This is a genomic window from Elusimicrobiota bacterium, assembly GCA_016722575.1.
Lineage (GTDB): Bacteria > Elusimicrobiota > Elusimicrobia > FEN-1173 > FEN-1173 > JADKIY01.
Genome location: JADKIY010000006.1, coordinates 48,876 through 66,273, shown reverse-complemented (window position 1 = coordinate 66,273; position 17,398 = coordinate 48,876). Strand labels below are relative to the sequence as shown.

At 62.8% G+C, this 17,398-nt stretch carries 20 protein-coding genes; all 20 read right to left on the bottom strand.

Features of this window, described 5'->3' with window-relative positions:
• Nucleotide 1: 1 nt before the first annotated feature.
• Nucleotides 2-1,195: a tryptophan synthase subunit beta gene (trpB, locus tag IPP68_10160; GenBank protein MBL0350717.1), complete on the bottom strand. Its 1,194-nt coding sequence runs from the start codon at nt 1,193-1,195 to the stop codon at nt 2-4.
• Nucleotides 1,196-1,336: 141 nt separating this feature from the next.
• Complete coding sequence (locus IPP68_10155; GenBank protein MBL0350716.1) at nt 1,337-1,630, bottom strand: GIY-YIG nuclease family protein; 294 nt, start codon at nt 1,628-1,630, stop codon at nt 1,337-1,339.
• 189 nt (nt 1,631-1,819) lie between these two features.
• The gene (locus tag IPP68_10150; protein ID MBL0350715.1) at nt 1,820-2,452 is read right to left on the bottom strand and encodes a phosphoribosylanthranilate isomerase; all 633 of its coding nucleotides are present in this window, start codon (nt 2,450-2,452) and stop codon (nt 1,820-1,822) included.
• The gene (gene trpC, locus IPP68_10145; protein ID MBL0350714.1) at nt 2,449-3,243 is read right to left on the bottom strand and encodes an indole-3-glycerol phosphate synthase TrpC; all 795 of its coding nucleotides are present in this window, start codon (nt 3,241-3,243) and stop codon (nt 2,449-2,451) included. The genes IPP68_10150 and trpC overlap by 4 nt, the downstream gene beginning before the upstream one ends.
• Nucleotides 3,240-4,271 carry an anthranilate phosphoribosyltransferase gene (gene trpD / locus IPP68_10140; GenBank protein ID MBL0350713.1) on the bottom strand — a complete coding sequence of 344 codons (1,032 nt, stop codon included), beginning with the start codon at nt 4,269-4,271 and terminating at the stop codon, nt 3,240-3,242. Before trpD ends, trpC begins: the two co-directional genes overlap by 4 nt.
• 175 nt (nt 4,272-4,446) lie before the next feature.
• A complete protein-coding gene (locus IPP68_10135) occupies nt 4,447-4,740 on the bottom strand; it encodes a GIY-YIG nuclease family protein (GenBank protein MBL0350712.1) in 294 nt (97 codons plus the stop codon).
• Nucleotides 4,741-4,805: 65 nt separating this feature from the next.
• Nucleotides 4,806-5,384 carry an aminodeoxychorismate/anthranilate synthase component II gene (locus tag IPP68_10130; protein MBL0350711.1) on the bottom strand — a complete coding sequence of 193 codons (579 nt, stop codon included), beginning with the start codon at nt 5,382-5,384 and terminating at the stop codon, nt 4,806-4,808.
• Nucleotides 5,385-6,091: 707 nt separating this feature from the next.
• Complete coding sequence (gene trpE, locus IPP68_10125) at nt 6,092-7,549, bottom strand: anthranilate synthase component I (GenBank protein ID MBL0350710.1); 1,458 nt, start codon at nt 7,547-7,549, stop codon at nt 6,092-6,094.
• On the bottom strand, nt 7,546-8,049 hold the full coding sequence (gene lepB / locus IPP68_10120) for a signal peptidase I (GenBank protein MBL0350709.1): 504 nt from the start codon (nt 8,047-8,049) through the stop codon (nt 7,546-7,548). Before lepB ends, trpE begins: the two co-directional genes overlap by 4 nt.
• Nucleotides 8,050-8,442 carry a phosphoribosyl-AMP cyclohydrolase gene (gene hisI, locus IPP68_10115; GenBank protein MBL0350708.1) on the bottom strand — a complete coding sequence of 131 codons (393 nt, stop codon included), beginning with the start codon at nt 8,440-8,442 and terminating at the stop codon, nt 8,050-8,052. It abuts the gene before it with no gap.
• The gene (gene hisF / locus IPP68_10110; GenBank protein MBL0350707.1) at nt 8,439-9,596 is read right to left on the bottom strand and encodes an imidazole glycerol phosphate synthase subunit HisF; all 1,158 of its coding nucleotides are present in this window, start codon (nt 9,594-9,596) and stop codon (nt 8,439-8,441) included. Before hisF ends, hisI begins: the two co-directional genes overlap by 4 nt.
• Nucleotides 9,597-9,931: 335 nt before the next feature.
• Nucleotides 9,932-10,558 carry an imidazole glycerol phosphate synthase subunit HisH gene (hisH, locus tag IPP68_10105; GenBank protein MBL0350706.1) on the bottom strand — a complete coding sequence of 209 codons (627 nt, stop codon included), beginning with the start codon at nt 10,556-10,558 and terminating at the stop codon, nt 9,932-9,934.
• The gene (locus IPP68_10100) at nt 10,555-11,271 is read right to left on the bottom strand and encodes a hypothetical protein (GenBank protein ID MBL0350705.1); all 717 of its coding nucleotides are present in this window, start codon (nt 11,269-11,271) and stop codon (nt 10,555-10,557) included. Before IPP68_10100 ends, hisH begins: the two co-directional genes overlap by 4 nt.
• Nucleotides 11,268-11,888 (bottom strand): imidazoleglycerol-phosphate dehydratase HisB, encoded by a 621-nt coding sequence (gene hisB / locus IPP68_10095; GenBank protein MBL0350704.1) that lies wholly within the window; start codon nt 11,886-11,888, stop codon nt 11,268-11,270. Before hisB ends, IPP68_10100 begins: the two co-directional genes overlap by 4 nt.
• Nucleotides 11,885-13,048: a histidinol dehydrogenase gene (hisD, locus tag IPP68_10090; GenBank protein ID MBL0350703.1), complete on the bottom strand. Its 1,164-nt coding sequence runs from the start codon at nt 13,046-13,048 to the stop codon at nt 11,885-11,887. Before hisD ends, hisB begins: the two co-directional genes overlap by 4 nt.
• A gap of 98 nt (nt 13,049-13,146) precedes the next feature.
• Nucleotides 13,147-13,488, bottom strand: coding sequence for a hypothetical protein (locus IPP68_10085; protein ID MBL0350702.1), 342 nt, complete (start codon nt 13,486-13,488; stop codon nt 13,147-13,149).
• Between the two features lie 169 nt (nt 13,489-13,657).
• Entirely contained in the window at nt 13,658-15,319 is a 1,662-nt protein-coding gene (locus IPP68_10080; protein ID MBL0350701.1) for a hypothetical protein, read from the bottom strand.
• Nucleotides 15,316-16,092, bottom strand: a complete 777-nt coding sequence (locus IPP68_10075; GenBank protein ID MBL0350700.1) for an ABC transporter ATP-binding protein — start codon at nt 16,090-16,092, stop codon at nt 15,316-15,318. The genes IPP68_10080 and IPP68_10075 overlap by 4 nt, the downstream gene beginning before the upstream one ends.
• Nucleotides 16,068-16,655, bottom strand: coding sequence for a hypothetical protein (locus IPP68_10070; protein ID MBL0350699.1), 588 nt, complete (start codon nt 16,653-16,655; stop codon nt 16,068-16,070). The genes IPP68_10075 and IPP68_10070 overlap by 25 nt, the downstream gene beginning before the upstream one ends.
• The gene (locus IPP68_10065; protein ID MBL0350698.1) at nt 16,652-17,398 is read right to left on the bottom strand and encodes a hypothetical protein; all 747 of its coding nucleotides are present in this window, start codon (nt 17,396-17,398) and stop codon (nt 16,652-16,654) included. Before IPP68_10065 ends, IPP68_10070 begins: the two co-directional genes overlap by 4 nt.

Here is a 17,398-nt window from a genome sequence, read left to right as displayed (position 1 = left end):
TTCAATGGTTCAGGAATTGCTGAAGCTGAACCATGTCCTTGTCTCCCCGGCCGGAAAGGCCGACCACGACGGACTGGTTTTTTTTCATTCGGCGGCAAAGCTTCGGCAAATACCCCACGGCGTGGACGGACTCCAGGGCGCCGGAGAGGCCTTCGGTTTCGTTCAACAATTTAAACCCCGCCAGGGCCTCCTTGTCCGTGGCGGCCACGTAGGTGGCGCGGCCGGTGTCCTTGTAGAAGGAGTGTTCCGGGCCCACCGCCGGGTAATCGAGCCCGGCCGAAATGGAGTGGGTGCCCAGGACCTGGCCGTTCTCGTCCTGCATCAAATACGTCCGGGCGCCGTGAAGCACGCCGGGCGTTCCCGTGCACAGGGTGGCCGCGTGGCGGCCCGTGCGAAGGCCGTCGCCGCCGGCTTCGACGCCGTAAAACTTCACCTTGGGGTGGTCGTAAAAAGGCGCGAAAAGGCCGATGGCGTTGGACCCGCCGCCGACGCAGGCCACCAGGGCGTCGGGGTCCCGCCCCTCGGCTTTTTTCATCTGCCACCGGACCTCCCGGCCGATGACGCTTTGAAACTCCCGGACCAGCCAGGGGTAGGGGTGGGGCCCCACGACGGAACCCAGACAGTAAAACGTGGTGCGGACGTTCGTGACCCAGTCCCGCATGGCTTCGTTGATGGCGTCTTTGAGCGTGCGGGACCCGGTGGTTACGGGAATGACCTTGGCCCCCATGCTTCGCATGCGGAACACGTTGAGCGATTGGCGTTCGATGTCCTCGGCGCCCATGTAGACTTCGCAGGCCAGGCCCAGCCGCGCGCAGGCCGTGGCGGTGCCGACCCCGTGCTGGCCGGCGCCGGTTTCGGCGATGACGCGCTTTTTCCCCAGCCGCTTGGCGAGCAGGACCTGCCCGAGCGTGTTGTTGATCTTGTGGGCGCCGGTGTGGCAGAGGTCTTCGCGCTTTAAGTAGACCCGGGGTCCGTCGAGGCGCCCGGTCAAATTTTTGGCAAAAAGGAGCGGGGTCGGCCGTCCGGCGAATTTTGACAGGAGGTCGTTCAACTCTTTTTTGAACGCCGGGTCCCGGTGCAGGCGGCGAAAAGCCGCTTCCAGCTCTTCCAAGGGCGCCACCAGGGTTTCGGGCACGAATCGCCCGCCGTAGTCGCCGAAGTAACCGCGGCGGTCGGGAAGATCGGCCAGGAGCATCGAAGGCCGTGTTAAGGGATGTTTTGTTTTCATTGAAGGTCTCCGAAAAAAATTCCACCGACCCACCGTTGAAGCCCGACCGCCCAGCCGCGAACCGACGTTTTACGCCCTGGGCCCCGGCCTTCGCCGGGGCGACGAACCTTAGTGGACGATGGAATCATACAAATCGAGCCATCGGGGATTGGTTTTTTCTATCAAATTCAATTTCCATTTCCGCTTCCATTCCTTCATGGCCTTTTCCCGTCGGATCGCCGACTCCATGGTCGGATGCATTTCATACCAAACCAAATAGTGCACGGCGTATTTCTTTGTGAAACCAGGGACCAAATTGTTCTTGTGCTCCCCGACGCGCTTCACAGGATCGGAGGTTACTCCAACATAGAGGGTCCCATTTCGACCGCTGGCCAAAAGGTACACGCAGGGGGTCTTGGGCATGGGATCCGCTCATCCTTTGCCTTAAATGCCTTATATTCGCGAATGGCCCGGATGTTTCGTGAGGACGGCGGTCTCAAAGGCTCGTCGCCCCGGCGAAGGCCGGGGCCCAGTCCTTGAAACAGAATTCAAGCGGACAACTTACCCCAGGGTTCCGAGCCATTTTTAATTGGTTCCCAAGGGCGTGGGTTTTCAAGAAAATTTCACCACTTCCAGGAATTTTTTCATTTTGTCGTAATCCTTCCGCTTCGGGGATTTTTCGACCCCGCTGGCCACGTCCACGGCGAAGGGCTGGGCGGCTTCGACGGCGGCCTCCACGTTCTCCGGGGTGAGCCCGCCGGCCAGGAAGATCGGAACGCCGAAGGATTTCGCCCGGGCCGCCAGCTCCCAGGGAAAGGTTTGGCCGGTGCCGCCGGGCTGGCCCTCCACCCGGGCGTCCAAGAGGACGTATTTGCACACCTCTTGAAAGGCGGCCAGGGGCTCCAGGTCGGCTTCGCCGCCGATGCGGAAGGCCCGCATCACAAAACTTTCCAGCTGCCCGGCGATGGCCCGGCAATCGTCCGGCGTCTGGTCCCCGTGGAGTTGAATTCCGCCCAGACCGACTTTTTGGGCGATCTTCACGATCTCCGCCGGGGTTTGATTGACGAACACCCCCACCAGGGGAACGAAGGGCGGCACTTTTTTGGCGATCCGGGCCGCCAGGTCCACGGACACTTTCCGGGGACTTTCCGAATGGAAATTGAGCCCGATGAAGTGGGCGCCCAGGTTCACCGCCCAGGTCGCGTCCTCCTCGTTGGTGATGCCGCAGATCTTTGCCTTCATCATTGTCCCGCCTCCACGAGAACCCGCGTCGCGGATTCCAAATCGCTTTGCCGGAGCAGGGATTCCCCCACCAGCACGGCCCGGGCCCCCAGGGCCCGAATTTTTTTGATGTCCTCCGCCGTTTTGATCCCGCTTTCGGCCACGGCCGTCACGCCCGGAGGCACCCGGGGGAGCAACGTCTCAAACGCCCCGGGGTTCATCGTTAAATCCTTCAAATTCCGACTGTTGATGCCGACCAGCATCGCGCCGACGTCCAGGGCCCGCCGCAATTCCAGGGCGTCGTGGGCCTCCACCAGGGGCGTCATGCCCCATTCCTTGACGATGGAGAGAAGCGCCCGCAGGGTTTTGTCCTCCAACAGGGCGACGATCAAAAGAACGGCGTCGGCGCCGAAGGCCCGGGCCTCGTGAATTTGATAGGGGTCGACGACGAAATCTTTTCTCAAAACAGGCAGTCCCGAGGCCGCCTTGGCTTTTCCGAGGTGGTCCGGTTCGCCGAGAAAATAATTTTCCTCCGTCAAGATCGAGAGGGCCCGGGCCCCGGCGGCGGCGTAGGATTTGGCCCCCGCGGCCACGTCGTAGTCGGGACGGAGAAGGCCCCCGGAGGGGCTCGCTTTTTTGAGTTCCGCGATGACCGACACGCGGTTCGGTTGGCGGACGGCCGAAAGGAAGTCAAGCGGGCGCGGTTTTTCCCGGGCCCGTTTCTCGAGGACCGCCAGGGGCACCGCCCGCTGTTTGTCCGGGAGGGCGGCCCGCACCCGGGCGACGATTCGGTCCAACCCCTTGGTTTCGCTCACGGGGTATTGGAAAGAACGGCCAGCCGCTCCAGTTTTTCCCGGGCGGCGCCGGTGTCGATGGAGGCCTCGGCCGCGCGGCGGCCGTGCATCAGGGTCTTTAAATCGGCCCGGCCCGCGGCGCGACCCGCCACCCAAACGGCGGCCGCGGCGTTGGCCACCACGGCGTCCCGCTGGGGGCCGGATTCGCCCTTCAACACGCGGCGAATGATGTCGGCGTTGGTTTCCTTGTCCCCGCCCACCAACACCGACGCCGGGACCCGCTTGAACCCGAAATCCTTGGGCGTCAACGTGCGGTGGGTGATGCGTCCCCCGCGAATGTCCGCCACCTTCGTGTTGCCGGAAAGCGTGATTTCGTCGTGCCCCGCGCCGTGGACCACCAGGGATTCCCGGGTGCCCAATCGAACCAGGACCTTGGCCAACACCTCCACCATGCGCGGGGAGAAAACGCCCACCACCTGGGCGTTGGCCCCGGCGGGGTTCGTGAGGGGGCCCAGCACGTTGAAAACGGTTCGAACGCCCAACTCCCGGCGAACGGGGCCGGCGAACTTCATGGCGGGGTGGAAGGCGGGGGCGAACAGAAAACCGATGCCGATCTCTTTCAAACACCGTTCCACCACCGAGGGCGCCGGGTCCACCCGCACCCCCAGGACCTCCAGGACGTCGGCGCTCCCGCACTGGGAGGAGATGGAGCGGTTGCCGTGCTTGGCCACGGTGAAACCGGCCCCGGCCACCACAAAAGCCGCGGCGGTCGAAATGTTGAAACTGCCCTGCTTATCCCCGCCGGTGCCGCAGGTATCGGCGATGACCGAAACCTCGGGCAGGTGGATGCGGGTGGCGGCCGACCGCATGGCCTCCGCCGCCCCGGCGATTTCCTCCACGGTCTCGCCCTTCATGCGGAGGGCCACCAAGAAACCCGCGATCTGGCTCGGAGGGACGTGACCCCCGAAAATCTCGGCCACGGATTCCCGGGCTTCGTCGAAAGTCAGGTCGTGGCGATCGACCAATTTGGCGATGGCGGTTTGAATCATCGGTTTGCGTCCTATTCTTTTATCTTTGTTCGTTTGTTTTCGCTCGTCATTCCCGAATGGTCTTGTCGGGAATCCAGTTTCAAGGCTGGATTCCGGCCAACCCCTTGCCGGAATGAGAAAGGGGAAGTCCCGGAATATTTACCGGTAAATTCCGATTCGGGACATTCATCGAGTCTTAAAGTTGTATCTCGTCACTCAAATCTTTCCAAAGGGGGTTGAATTGTTCAATGAGGCGCAATTTCCACTTCCGATTCCATTTTTTGAGGGCCTTTTCACGCTGAATCGCCAAAGTCATGGAGGATTGAAGTTCGTACCAAACAAGGCGGTGGACACCGTATTTTTTGCTGAAACCATCCACCACGTCGTGTTTGTGCTCCCATACTCGCTTGGCCAATTGCGAGGTCACTCCCAGGTACAAGGTCCCCTGCGGGCGACTGGCCAGGAGGTATACACAGGGATATTTCTCCATCGCCACATTTTACCGAATAAGGCTGGATTCCCGACAAAGTCATTCGGGAATGACGGAACTTCTTGTCAATCGCCGATACGCATGCCGATAAAATTTTTAAGAAGGGCCCGTCCCCCTTCGGTGAGCACGCTCTCCGGGTGAAACTGAACGCCTTCCAACGCGGGCAGTTTTCGATGGCGGACGCCCATGATTTCGCCGTCCTCGGAGGTCGCCGTCACGATCAAATCTCGGGGGCGGGATTTCTTTTCGATGACCAGGGAGTGGTAGCGGGTGGCCGTGAAGGGGTTCTTCAACCCCTTGAACACGCCCTTCCCGTCGTGGCGGATTTGCGAAGTCTTCCCGTGCATCAATTTTTTGGCCCGGACGATTTTGCCGCCGAAGGCGTAGCCCAGGGATTGGTGGCCGAGGCACACACCCAAAATGGGGATTTTTCCGGCGTATTCGCGGATGACGTCAACGGAAATGCCGGCTTCCTTGGGGGTGCAGGGGCCCGGGGAGATCAAAATCCGTTCGGGCGCCATCCGCGCGATGTCGGCGACTTCGATTTCGTCGTTCCGGACCACCCGGACGTCCTGCTTCAACTCGCCCAAATATTGGACGAGGTTGTAAGTGAAGGAATCGTAGTTATCGATCACCAAGATCATCTTTTTTCCTCAACTATAAAAACTCACGAAATTTTTATTTCAACTGGAAAATCACCGTCGTGGGCCTCCCCGGCCCACACCCGGCACCAACATCCCAGGCGCTTCGCCCTGGACCCGAGAAATCCAAGTCGTGGGCCTCCCCGGCCCACACCCGGGATACTTTTCTTTGGACGCCCAAAGAAAAGTATCCAAAAGAAAGTCGCCCCCGACGGCTTCCGCGCGCTTTTTTGAAGGAGCCCGGACCAACTCCCGGCCCTCAACTTCCCACGGGCCGGATCGGACAGGCCCGGGCCCGCGATCTTCAAAAAAGCGTGCTCAGAACGCCTCAAGGGGGGGCCCAAATTCAAAACCAGAACCGTCAACTTCAAATTTCGGCACTTATAAGGTTTAGGCTTTTGCCTCTAAGCCCCCCTTAAGGCGATTCGAGCACGACGTTTTGACGGCAGCGGCGCGGCCCGTTGTGCCGCCGATAGGCCGTTGAGGCGTGCCGGTCCCGGTTTGGCGGCGGCAGCCGACAGGGAACCGGGGCCGACGTTTGGCCCACGTGAGGGCCGCCCGTCAAAACGGCGCGCGCAGGCCGACCGGGGCACGTTTTCTTTCCCCCATTTCTTTTGCGTGCCCAAAAGAAATGGGGCGGGGTGCGGGGCGCGCAGCCCCGCGACGTTGAATCAATATTTCCCCTAAAAGGGATAATGCAAAATCAAAAACTAAATTTTTGTTCCCGCCAACCTCAACGCGGCGACCAAGGCCGCCATCTTGTTTTGCGTCTCTTCAAATTCCGTGGCGGGCACCGAATCGGCCACGATGCCGGCGCCGGCCTGCAGGTGGGCCATGCCCTTTTGGAGCAAAATGGTGCGGATGGCGATGGCCACGTCCATGTTCCCCGTGTAGGAGAAATACCCCACGGCCCCGCCGTACAGGCCCCGGCGCGTGGGTTCCAATTCCTCGATGATCTCCATGGCGCGGATTTTGGGCGCGCCGGAGAGCGTGCCCGCGGGAAAGGTCGCCCGGAAAAGGTCGAAAGCATCCCGCCCGGCCGCCAGTTCCGAGGTCACCTTGGAGACGATGTGCATGACGTGGCTGTAACGCTCCACGGTCATGAAATCCGGAACCTTCACCGACCCGGGCTTGGACACCCGGCCCAGGTCGTTTCGGGCCAAATCCACCAGCATCAAATGTTCCGCCCGTTCCTTGGGGTCCCGGAGAAGTTCCCGGGCCAGGCGCTCGTCCTCCGCCGGGGTGGCGCCCCGGGGGCGCGTGCCGGCGATGGGGCGCGTTTCGGCCCGGCCGTCCTCCAGCCGCACCAGCATCTCGGGGCTGGAGCCGATGACGTGGGTGTCGCCGTCCCGGAAAAAATACATGTAAGGCGAGGGGTTGATCCGGCGGAGAGCCCGGTAAATTTCCAGGGGGTGGGCCGGGGTTTTAACGCTCACCCGGCGGGACGGCACCACTTGAATGATGTCGCCCGCGGCGATGTAGGCCTTGGCCCGGACGACGCTTTCCAGAAAACGTTTCCGTTCCGCGGGGTTGACCGGCAGGGGGCGGCGGTCCGCGGGGGCCACCGGGGTCAGGGGCGGGGCGGCGGGGCGGATCCGCTCCACCCGGGCCCGCAGTTCCCGAACCGTGCGTTGGTAAAGGGAATCCAAGGACACGCCCTTGGGAATTCGCACCGTGCGCACCAGCCGCACCGTGTGGGCCACGTGGTCAAAAATAAAAAGGTCCCCGGTCAAAAAGAAAACGAAGTCGGGCAGGCCGAGGGCGTCGGCGGCCCGAAGGGGCAGGCGTTCGAAATGGCGGACGATGTCGTAGCCGATGAACCCCACGGCCCCGCCGTAAAAACGCGGCAGGCCCGGCACCTCGGGCGACCGGCGGTGTCGCACGGCCTCCCGCAGGGCGGCCAGGGGACCCACGCCGCCGTCGGGGCTCGGGGCGCCGGCGGCCCTGGAACGGAGGACGACCTGGGGTTCGAAAGCGGCGAAGGAATAGCGGCCCAAATGTTCGCCCCCTTCCACGCTTTCCAAAAGGAAACACTGGGGGCTTTTCGCATAAAGGCCGTGGAACAGGCCCAGGGGCGTCACTTCGTCGGCCAGGCACTCCACCGCCACGGGCACGGCGTTGTACCGCCGGGCCAGGCGTTTGAATTCCGACAGGCTCGGGGTGATCACGCGGGGCCCATCACTTTGCCCTTCACCGCCGACACGGGGATGAAATAGCGGTGTTTCCCCTGGGCGTCCTTCCAGTCCCGGCTGTCGCCGGATTCGTCCCGGTTGTCGCCGAGGAGCACGAGATGTCCCGGGGGAACCGTGCCCATGTCCAGGTCGTCCCCGTCCAACAACTCGCCGGCCCGGGTGTGCCGGACGTAGGGTTCCTCCAGGGGTTTTCCATTCAGGATCACCTGTTTTTTCTCAATGCGCAGGGTGTCGCCGCCGACCGCGATCACCCGCTTGACCAATTCTTTTTGTTCAACGGGCGACGGGAAGAGAACGATTTCTCCGCGCTGGGGCCCGCGCACGCGGTAGACCACCTTGTTGACGAACACGTGCAGGCCGACGTGGAGCGTGGGCTCCATGGAGCCGGTGGCGATGTAAATGCCTTCCACGGCGTAGGCCCGAAGGACCCACGCGCCCAGGGCGCCCAAAAACACCAGGTACAAAATCCGCTTCATTTATTTTTTATAGACCTTGGCGGGGTCGAAGAGGATCTCGCCCCGGACGTCGATTTCGTTTTTGTCCGTCACGTGGTGGAAAAAGCAGGACTTCCGCCCCGTGTGGCAGGCCGCGCCGCCGATTTGGTTCACGCGGATCAGGACGCAATCCTTGTCGCAATCCAGGGCGATGGATTTCACTTCCTGGAAGTTGCCGCTCTCCTCGCCCTTCCGCCACATCTTGTTGCGGGACCGGCTGAAAAAAACGCCCCGGCGGCGCTCCACGGTTTCCCGCAGGGCCTCCTTGTTCATGTAGGCCACCATGAGCAAGGTGCCGTCCTTGTCGTCCTGCACCACGGCGGGCACGAGGCCCTTGTCGTCAAATTTAACGCTTTCGATCCATTCCAAGCTCACGGGATTCTCCTGATGGGAATTTTCCGCCCGGCCAGGTAGCGCCGAAGGCGGTTGATGGACAACTCACGAAAATGAAACAGCGACGCGGCCAGGGCCGCGTCGGCGCCGGCGCGGAAGGCGTCGGCGAAATGGCTCGGCCGTCCCGCCCCGCCGGAAGCGATGACGGGAACCCGGACGGCCCGGCAGACGGCGCGGAGCAAGTCCGTGTCGTAGCCGGCCTTGGTGCCGTCGGCGTCCATGCTGGTCAACAAAATTTCCCCGGCGCCCCGACGCACGGTTTCCCGGGCCCAGGCCACGGCGTTTTTGCCGGTGGCGGTTCGGCCGCCGTGGATGAAAACCTCCCAGCGGCCCCGGCCCGTGCGCTTGGCGTCGATGGCGGCCACCACGCATTGGGAACCCACCGCGCCCGCGGCTTCCTTAAAGAGCGCCGGGCGTTGCACCCCCGCGGTGTTGATGGACACTTTATCGGCCCCGGCGGACAGGAGCGTGCGGACGTCGGCCACCGTGCGCACCCCGCCCCCGACGGTCAGGGGGATGAACACCTGTTCGGCGGTGCGGGTCACCACGTCCAACAGGATGGGCCGCTTTTGGGAGGACGCGGTGATGTCCAAAAACACCAACTCGTCGGCCCCCTCGGCGTTGTAGCGGCGGGCCACCTCCACCGGGTCGCCCGCGTCCCGGAGGTTCAGGAACTTGGTGCCTTTCACCACCCGGCCCCCGTCGACGTCCAGACAGGGAATGAGGCGCCGGGTAAGGCCCGAAATCATTTTGCGATCGCCAGGGCGTCGGGCAGATTGATTTTCCCGGCGTAGAGCGATTTCCCGAGGATGGCGCCCTTGAGACCCTTGACCTCCAGGGCCTTCAACGCCCGAAGGTCGTCCAAGGACGAAATCCCTCCGGAGGCGTAGACGCCCATGTGGGTCATGGCCAGCACTTCGGCGATGGATTTCACGTTGGGCCCTTTGAGCGTGCCGTCCTGCTTGATGTCCGTGTAGACGATTTCCCGGAACCCCAGGTTGTCGATGGTCTTGATGACGTCGGCCAGGGTGTGTCCGGAATCGGCCTGCCAGCCTTCGATCATCACTTCGCCGTTCACGGCGTCCAGGGAAGCCATGAGGCGGCCGGGGTATTCGGCCAGGGTCGTCTTGATCCATTGGGGGTATTTCAAGATGGCGGTCCCCACGATGGCGCGGCCGATGCCGCGGTCCAAAACTTTTTTCACGGTGTCCGGGTCCCGCAGGCCGCCGCCGAACTCCACGACGACGTTCACCGCGTCCTTGATTCGGTACACCAGGTCCAGGTTGGCCGGATGGCCCGTAAAAGCGCCGTCCAGGTCCACCACGTGCAGGCGCTGGGCGCCCTGGGCCACCCACCGCTTGGCCATCTCCACCGGATCCGAGGAATACACCGTTTCTTGTTTCGGGTCCCCGTGCGTCAAACGGACGACGGAACCCGCTTTGATGTCAATGGCAGGAATAATGAGCATCGGTCACCTCCGGGCCCACGACTGGATCAATTTTTTAAGGCACAACAACCCGGCCGTGCCGCTCTTCTCCGGGTGAAATTGGGTGGCCACCGCCGCGCCCCGCACGATGGCCGAACAAAAATCCGTTCCGTAGGGCGTCCGAGCGCCCTCCCACTCCCGCTCGGCGGGAACCGGGTAATAGGAGTGGACGAAGTAATAGTAGCCGTCGGCGCCGAATAGTTTTTTGGCCCGTTCGCCCCGGGGGCGCGCTTGGTTCCACCCCATGTGGGGAATCTTAAGGCCGCTCCCGGGAGCGAAGCGCCGGACCCGGCCGGGGATCCACCCCAACCCGGGAACCCCGGGGGCTTCGTCGCTTCGATCAAACAAAATCTGCAGGCCCAGACAAACACCCAAAAAGGGACGGTCTTCCTTGAGCCAGCCCTTCAAAAACGAGACCAACCCCCGGGCCTTAAGCGTCGCCATGGCCCGGTCGAAGCGGCCCTGTCCCGGCACCACCAGCACGTCGGCCTTGTCCAACACCGACCGCCGGTCGGACACGACCACCCGGCCACCCGAGGCTTCCAGGGACTTGGCCACGGAATGGATGTTGCCCATGCCGTAATCCACCACGGCCAAACGCGGAACGGTCACGGGGCGGGGGGCCCCTTTTTCAGGTTCTCCAAAATTTCTTTCAGCAATCGGTTCGTTTCCTCCAGGAGGGCCCGCTGTTTGGGCACGGCTTCCTCCTGCAGGGCCACGCTGCGCCGGGAAAGCTGGATCGATTCCTCGATTTGCTTGAAATTCCGGCGGACGCGTTTTCCCGACACGAACAGGACCCCCATGAAATAAAGCAGCAGGAAGATCCAGAGATAATTCAAATACGTCGACAGGCCGGACCAGAGGGACCGTCGGGCCGGAACGGTGGCGTTCCGCACGGATTTAAAATACTCCACCGTCGGAAGCCAGCGGTGGCCCTTGGCGTCGTGATAAAGCGTGTGGGTCTGGGTCCACAGGGCGTAGCTTTGGGCGTAGCGCATCAAGTCGTCCTTGGACCAGCCCACCAGCTCCACTTCCGCGAAACCGTATTTCCCCACCGTCGGCAAATCCTCGTCGTCCCCGAAGCCCTCGTTGACGGTGACGTTCAACACCTTGAGTTCCCCATCGAAAGGAAACCGCGTGGTCTTAAAATGGTAGCGACCCGGGGCCTTTTTCTCGAACACCACGGTTTTGGGGTCGCTCTTCTGGGTCCCCTCCCAGGCTTGAAGGAACGCCTCTTCCACCGTGGCGGTGGAGGCGGCCCGGGCCCGAAGGACCAGGGCCCCGGCGGCCAACAACCCGATCAACAAGCCCCGAAGCAATTTCACAGAGCGCCTTTGGTGGACGGAACGGCGGAGCCGCGGCGCGGATCGATCCGCACCGCCATGGCGAGGGCCCGGCCAAACCCCTTGAAGATGGATTCGGCGATGTGGTGGTTGTTCCGTCCCTGGAGCAGTTTGATGTGCAGGTTCATCTTCGCGTTCATGGCCACGGCTTGGAAGAAATCGTCGAAAAGCTCGAAGGAGATGGGCGGCTTGTTTTGAAGGTGGAACTTCACCTTGAAATCAAAATAAGGGCGGCCGGACAAATCCAGCGCCACGTAGGACAGGGTCTCGTCCATGGTCGTGAGGGCTTTGCCCTTCAAGTCGGGCCGAAAATCCTGGCCGTAACGCACGAGGCCCCGTTTGTCGCCCAGGGCTTCGACCAGAACGTCCCCCAGAGTCAAACCGATGTCCTCCACCAGGTGGTGGTCGTCGATGTGGGTGTCGCCCGTGGCTTGGACGGTCAAATCAATATTGCCGTGCTTGGCGAAAAGCTCCAGCATGTGGTCCAGGAACGGGAGGGTCGTGGACACCTTGTAGCGACCGGACCCGTCCAAATTCAAACGAAGGCGGACCTGGGTTTCTTTCGTGACGCGGTTTTTTTCGGACACGCGGTCTTTCATTTCACTCTCGCTTTGAGGGACGCGGCGTGATAAACCAGCCCCTCGGCTTCGGCCAGGAGGGCGACGCGCGGCGCGGCCTTTTTCATGGCCGCCCGGGACACCCCGATGACGCTGGAGCGTTTCAAAAAGGTTTGAACCGACAGCCCCGAGGAAAACCGGGCCGACCGACCCGTGGGAAGCACGTGGGAGGGGCCCGCCCAATAATCCCCGGCCGCCACGGGCGACCAGGGGCCCAGGAACACGGCGCCCGCGTTGCCGATTTTTTTCAAGAGTCCTTCGGGGTTTTTAACCGCCAAGGACAGGTGTTCCGGGGCCGCGTCTTCGGCCAAACGCGCCGCGGCCGCCCAATCGGCGGCTTTTTTAAATCGGCATTGATTTCGGAATTTCGGCTCCACCGCCGCCTTCACGGCGGAAAGGACCCGGGAATCCGTGGAGATCACGACCGCCCGGGCGGCGGGGTCGTGCTCCGCTTGGGCCATCATGTCCGCGGCCACCAGCGCCGCCGGAACCGACGCGTCGGCCAGAAGGACGATTTCGCTGGGACCCGCCAGCATGTCGATGCCGACCACGCCGAACACCTGCCGCTTGGCTTCCGTCACCCAGGCGCCGCCCGGCCCGGCGATGATGTCCACGGGGCGGATGGTTTCGGTGCCGAAGGCCAGGGCGCCGATGGCGGCCACGCCGCCGATGCTTAAAATTTCATCCACGCCCGCCAGGGCGCAGGCGCCCAACACCTCGTCGGTCAAATGGCGCGGGGGCGTGACCACCACCACGCGTTTCACCCCCGCCGCTTTGGCGGGAACCGCGGTCATCAACACGGTGGAGGGGTAGGCGAACCGGCCGCCGGGGACGTAAAGGCCCGCCGAGGCCACCGGGCGGACTTCCTGTCCCACCACCAGGCCCCCGCCCTTCAACCGCCAGGACCGGGACGCAAAGCGTCGTTCCGCGGCGTGAAAACGGGCGATGTTCCCCTGGGCCATTTCCAGAACCCCGCGTCGCTGGGCGGGGAGTCGCCGAAGGGCCCGGCGCGCTTCCTCCAAGGGAATCCGCCATTGCCGGGGCGTCAGGAACGCGCCGTCGAACCGCCGGAGCAGGGACGCCACCCCTTTGTCCCCCCGGCGGCGAACCTCTTCCAGGAGTCGAGCCACGGTGTTTTTCATGAAGGAGGAATTATACAAAAAGTGTTTGAAATCCGTCGGAAAAGACGGGGCGAATCGAGGGGCCTGGCCCCGGGGGAAGGCCGGCCGACTCGGGGGACTTAGGGTCGGCGGGCGAGGCTCGTTCCGGAACGGCGAATGTGGATCAGCCGGGAATCTTCAACGAAAACGTTGCGGAGGTTCCCGTCCGCGTCCTCAAACCAAAGAGCGGAGCCGGCATCCCCGGAAGTGACCCCCACCAAACGGCCGTAATCCTTGGGAATGGAGGCCGCCGTCCGGTAATGACTGAAATGGGAATTGTCCCCGGCTTCGTTGAATTCCACTTTTTCCTCGACCGTGTCGGGGTAATAGTAAACGCCGTTTCGAAAGGAACGGAGGGACGCGCCCGCCGCCAACCCCACCCCCAAACCCAACACCGCCGCCACCGCCGTGACTTTCTTCATTTCGGCCTCCCGAAGGAATTCCAAGAACCGACCAACCGCTGAAAAACCCTTCCGTTCGTCGTTCCGGAATAATTTTATCCGAAATTCGGATTTTTTCTCCAACGGAAGAGAACGCCGGGATTCCGGCCAAAGGCATGCCGGAAAGACGGTCGGGGGGGGCCGCGGGCCGCTAAATATCCGCCCGCTCCAAATTGGCTTTGCCGAGCATCAGCGGCCCCGCCACGGCCACCACGTTCACGACCAGAAGGGCCGCCCCCACCAGGACCACCGGCTCCCAGGACCAGAGGGAACGGCCGGCCACCCGGGAAAAATAATAGAGGCGCATTATCACGGCCTCCAGCGAGAGCGTGAGGCCCACGTAGAAAAGGGCGGCCACCATGTAGATCATCCCGCCGGCCGAGGTTTGGATTTGGGCGACGTTTTCCAGATTGAAGCGGGGGAAAAGGGCGCCGAAGCCGACGCCCATGCCCGCCAAGGCCCCGGCCATGACGAACACCGTGCCGTTGGAAAGCCAAACGATGAAGGGGTCGACGTTCAAGAATTTATTGGACACCCACACCAACAGGACGCCCGCCACGCTCAAGGGCAGAAACCCCGAAAGGAATTTCCCCCCCAGGACGGACCAGAGGCTCATGGGCGCCGACCGTATGGCCCACCAGGCGCGTCCCTCGAGGCTGATTTCGGGGAACACGAAGCGGAGGGCGACCGACGCCAGGACGAACCCCACCATGCCGATGTTCAAGAAGGAAACGAGCCCCCGCAGATAGGGCGTGTCCAGGGGCAATTTGCGGATGCTGATCAAATAGACCGCCACGATGGACATCAGCATCAAAAGCTGGGACCACTGGTTGGAGTCCCGTCGGAAAATGGCGAAATCTTTTCCGAGGAGCGCCCGAACCCGGGGGCCGAAAAAACCCGGAACCCAGCGCCACTCCGCGCCCAGGGGCGTCACGGTGCGCCGGCGCCCGCCCTCCTGGGCGGCGGCCCAGCCGGAATAATAGGCCCGTTCCCCGAAGGCCACGAGCAAGGCGCCCGCGGCCACGGCCACGGCCGCCAACAGCGCGCCGTAGCTCAAAACCTCGCCCAACCGACCGGCGGCGTAGCTCGACACCGCCAGGGACATCCACCAGGAGGGCAGATACGGCGCCGTGGGCGCCTCCAATTGGGCGATGTATTGGATGATCACTTCCAGGTTGTCGGCCCGGACGAACCGCGCCGGCGCGGCCCACCGGGCCCAGAGGAATAGCCCCGTGCCGATCACGATGGCCAAGGTCAGCATGACCTCCCGCACCCGCCGGGCGGGAAAGACGCTCATGAGCGTCATCGAAAGCCCGATCCCCAGGGCGCTCGCCGTCCAGGCGAAAGGCACGGCGAGCCCCATCAATAGAAAGTAAAAACCGGCGCCTTGACCGGTGACCCGGCCGTAGGCGCCCAGAAAGGGAACCAGAGCCACCATCACCATCCACGACGAAAAAACCGCCGTTTCCAGGGATTTGAAAAAAAAGAGCGTCCGGTGGGGAAGGGGCGTGTGAATCAACATGGACAGGTCCCGGGCGAAAAAAAGCGTGGTGAAGGCCGCCAGGGCGCTGGAAAAGACAATCATGAAAAACGTCGTGAGGAAGGCCATGGACAATACTTTCAGGAGGAGCAGGGTCCCGATGATTTCCACCGACCGCAGGGCCGTCAACACCCGGACGAAACCGAAATACAGCAGGACCAGGAAGAGAAGGCCCAGCAGGGCGAACCCGCCGGTCTTGAGGGTTTCGCCCGAGGTGGAGCGGGTGAGCCAATTCTTGAGTTTGAGAAACTGGATTCGAAAGAGGAAGATCACTCGGAGAGGTATTTGAGGAGCGAACGGTATTCGTCGCCGCCGGTCAGTCGGAGGAAGACGTCCTCCAGGGACCCCGCGCGCTGGGACTGGGACCGCAGTTCCTCCACGGTGCCGATGCGGGTCATCCGGCCCTTTTCGACGATGCCGATCCGGTGGCAGAGTTTTTCGGCGATTTCCAGCACGTGGGTGCACATGAAAATCGTCACCCCGCCTTTGGACAATTCCTGGAAAATGTCTTTGACCAGGCGGGCGCTTTTGGGGTCCAGGCCGACCATGGGTTCGTCCAGAAAGAGAACTTTGGGTTCGTGGAGGAGAACCCCGGCCAGGACCAACTTCTGCCGCATGCCGTGGGAATAAGACTCCACCAATTCGTCGCCCATGTCCTCCAGTTCAAACATCCGGAGCAGTTCGGGGATCCGTTTGATTTGGCGGCGCGGGTCCACTTCGTAAAGATCGCCGATGAAGCGGAGAAACTCTTTTCCCGTGAGGTGGGGATAGACGTAGGGCTGGTCCGGAACGAGCCCCATGATTTTCTTGGCTCCCCGAGGGTCCCGCTGCACGTCGATGCCGCCGATCCAGGACCGGCCCGCCGTGGGCTTCAGCAGGCCCGTGAGCAGTTTGACCGTCGTGGTTTTCCCCGCGCCGTTGGGCCCCAGGAACCCGAAAATTTCCCCCGCCGGGACCTCGAGGTCGAGCCGGTCCACGGCCACGACGTCCTGGAATTTTTTAAGAAGCCCCTCGGTTTTGATCAAAGGAAAGCCCGGGCCGCCCAGAGGCCCAAACCGGAAAGCAAGGGGAGGGTGAAATTATCGTCGGGCGGAAGATCCAGCGCTTCGAGGGCGGTGGCCCCCAGGGCCCCCCAGAGGACTTCGGCGCGGCCGAAGGGCGAATTGAGGGTCAGCGCGCCCACGGCCCAGCAACCCAGGAAAGCGGCCAAACTGCCCTCGAGGCTCTTGGCCCCGATGCGAAACCGCCCCCAATTTCGTCCCACGAAGCCGGCCAGGCCGTCGCCCACCGTCAAATAAAGCATGGACGCCAAGACGATGTCCCGGGCCGGAACCAGGGCCACGACCCCGACGCACCCCCCCAAGGTCCAAAAAATGCCCGACGGTTTGTCGATTTCTTTTTCCCGATGAATGCCGCCGAAGCGGCTCAAAAGGAATTCGTTGACCCGGGGGTTTCGCAGGCGCACGGCCTCCACGACGGCCGAAACGCCCAAAGCGGCGCCCAACACCCACAAGGTCGTGGTCCGCCCGGACCAGGCGTAGAGGAGCGCGTAGCCGGCGCTCAAGGAATGAAAGAGTTTCCGGGCGCCCTCGTTCTGGAAAACGTTCATTGGACCTCCCGGGCCCATGCCATCAACCGGCGGCCGCCAGCGACGGACAGGGCCCCCAGGCCCTCGGCCAGCCCCCGGGTGCGGCGGGCGCTTTCCAGGGCGAACTCCATCCATCGAACGGAAGATGGAAAAAGCAGGGACAACAGTACGGCCACCGTGAGGGTATTGCAAAAAAGGATGGCCACCAGCGAGAAATACACTCCCGCGTGGTGAAGGTCCGGCTGGTGTTGGCGCAGGGCATAGACGGTCAAGGCAAAATGGAAAGCCAGGGTGGCGCCCACCCCGACGCCGAACCACACGGGCGGCGTCGGGAAACCCGCGTAGCGATTAACGAAAAGGTAGAGGCCGACCACGAGCATCGTGTAAAGCGGCAGGCAGTAGGGCGCCAGGGCGACCACGACGTTGGTGTTGGAGAGTTGCACCTCCCCGCCTTTTTCCGAGACATAAAGGGATTTCACCTTGTAGCCGGAGACCATGGCCGCCAGGGCGTGGGTCAACTCGTGGCCGAAAACGTAGAGGGAAATGGGGCGGCGGAAGGCGAAATGGATCAGCCCGTATCCGAGGACGCCGCCCGCCAGCGGCGCCCAGGCCGTCCACTCCCGGGGCAAACGGAGAAAAACGGGGGCCAAGGCCATCCACAATCCCGCGGTGGGCAGGGCCAGAGCCGTGCCCAAGACGGGGTAAAAGACGCCGGAGAGGACGGGGAGGGGACCGGAGGACTTTTTTCGGAAACGCTGGCGCAA

Bases quoted from the DNA above. Each gene is read 5' to 3' on its own strand.
- hisD (MBL0350703.1), bottom strand. From the start codon at position 13,048: ATGAAAAACACCGTGGCTCGACTCCTGGAAGAGGTTCGCCGCCGGGGG.
- hisB (MBL0350704.1), bottom strand. From the start codon at position 11,888: ATGAAAGACCGCGTGTCCGAAAAAAACCGCGTCACGAAAGAAACCCAG.
- IPP68_10130 (MBL0350711.1), bottom strand. From the start codon at position 5,384: ATGATCTTGGTGATCGATAACTACGATTCCTTCACTTACAACCTCGTC.
- IPP68_10135 (MBL0350712.1), bottom strand. From the start codon at position 4,740: ATGGAGAAATATCCCTGTGTATACCTCCTGGCCAGTCGCCCGCAGGGG.
- IPP68_10070 (MBL0350699.1), bottom strand. From the start codon at position 16,655: ATGAACGTTTTCCAGAACGAGGGCGCCCGGAAACTCTTTCATTCCTTG.
- lepB (MBL0350709.1), bottom strand. From the start codon at position 8,049: ATGAAGCGGATTTTGTACCTGGTGTTTTTGGGCGCCCTGGGCGCGTGG.
- trpB (MBL0350717.1), bottom strand. From the start codon at position 1,195: ATGCTCCTGGCCGATCTTCCCGACCGCCGCGGTTACTTCGGCGACTAC.
- IPP68_10150 (MBL0350715.1), bottom strand. From the start codon at position 2,452: ATGATGAAGGCAAAGATCTGCGGCATCACCAACGAGGAGGACGCGACC.
- hisF (MBL0350707.1), bottom strand. From the start codon at position 9,596: ATGGATCAAGACGACCCTGGCCGAATACCCCGGCCGCCTCATGGCTTC.
- IPP68_10155 (MBL0350716.1), bottom strand. From the start codon at position 1,630: ATGCCCAAGACCCCCTGCGTGTACCTTTTGGCCAGCGGTCGAAATGGG.
- IPP68_10085 (MBL0350702.1), bottom strand. From the start codon at position 13,488: ATGAAGAAAGTCACGGCGGTGGCGGCGGTGTTGGGTTTGGGGGTGGGG.
- trpD (MBL0350713.1), bottom strand. From the start codon at position 4,271: ATGATTCAAACCGCCATCGCCAAATTGGTCGATCGCCACGACCTGACT.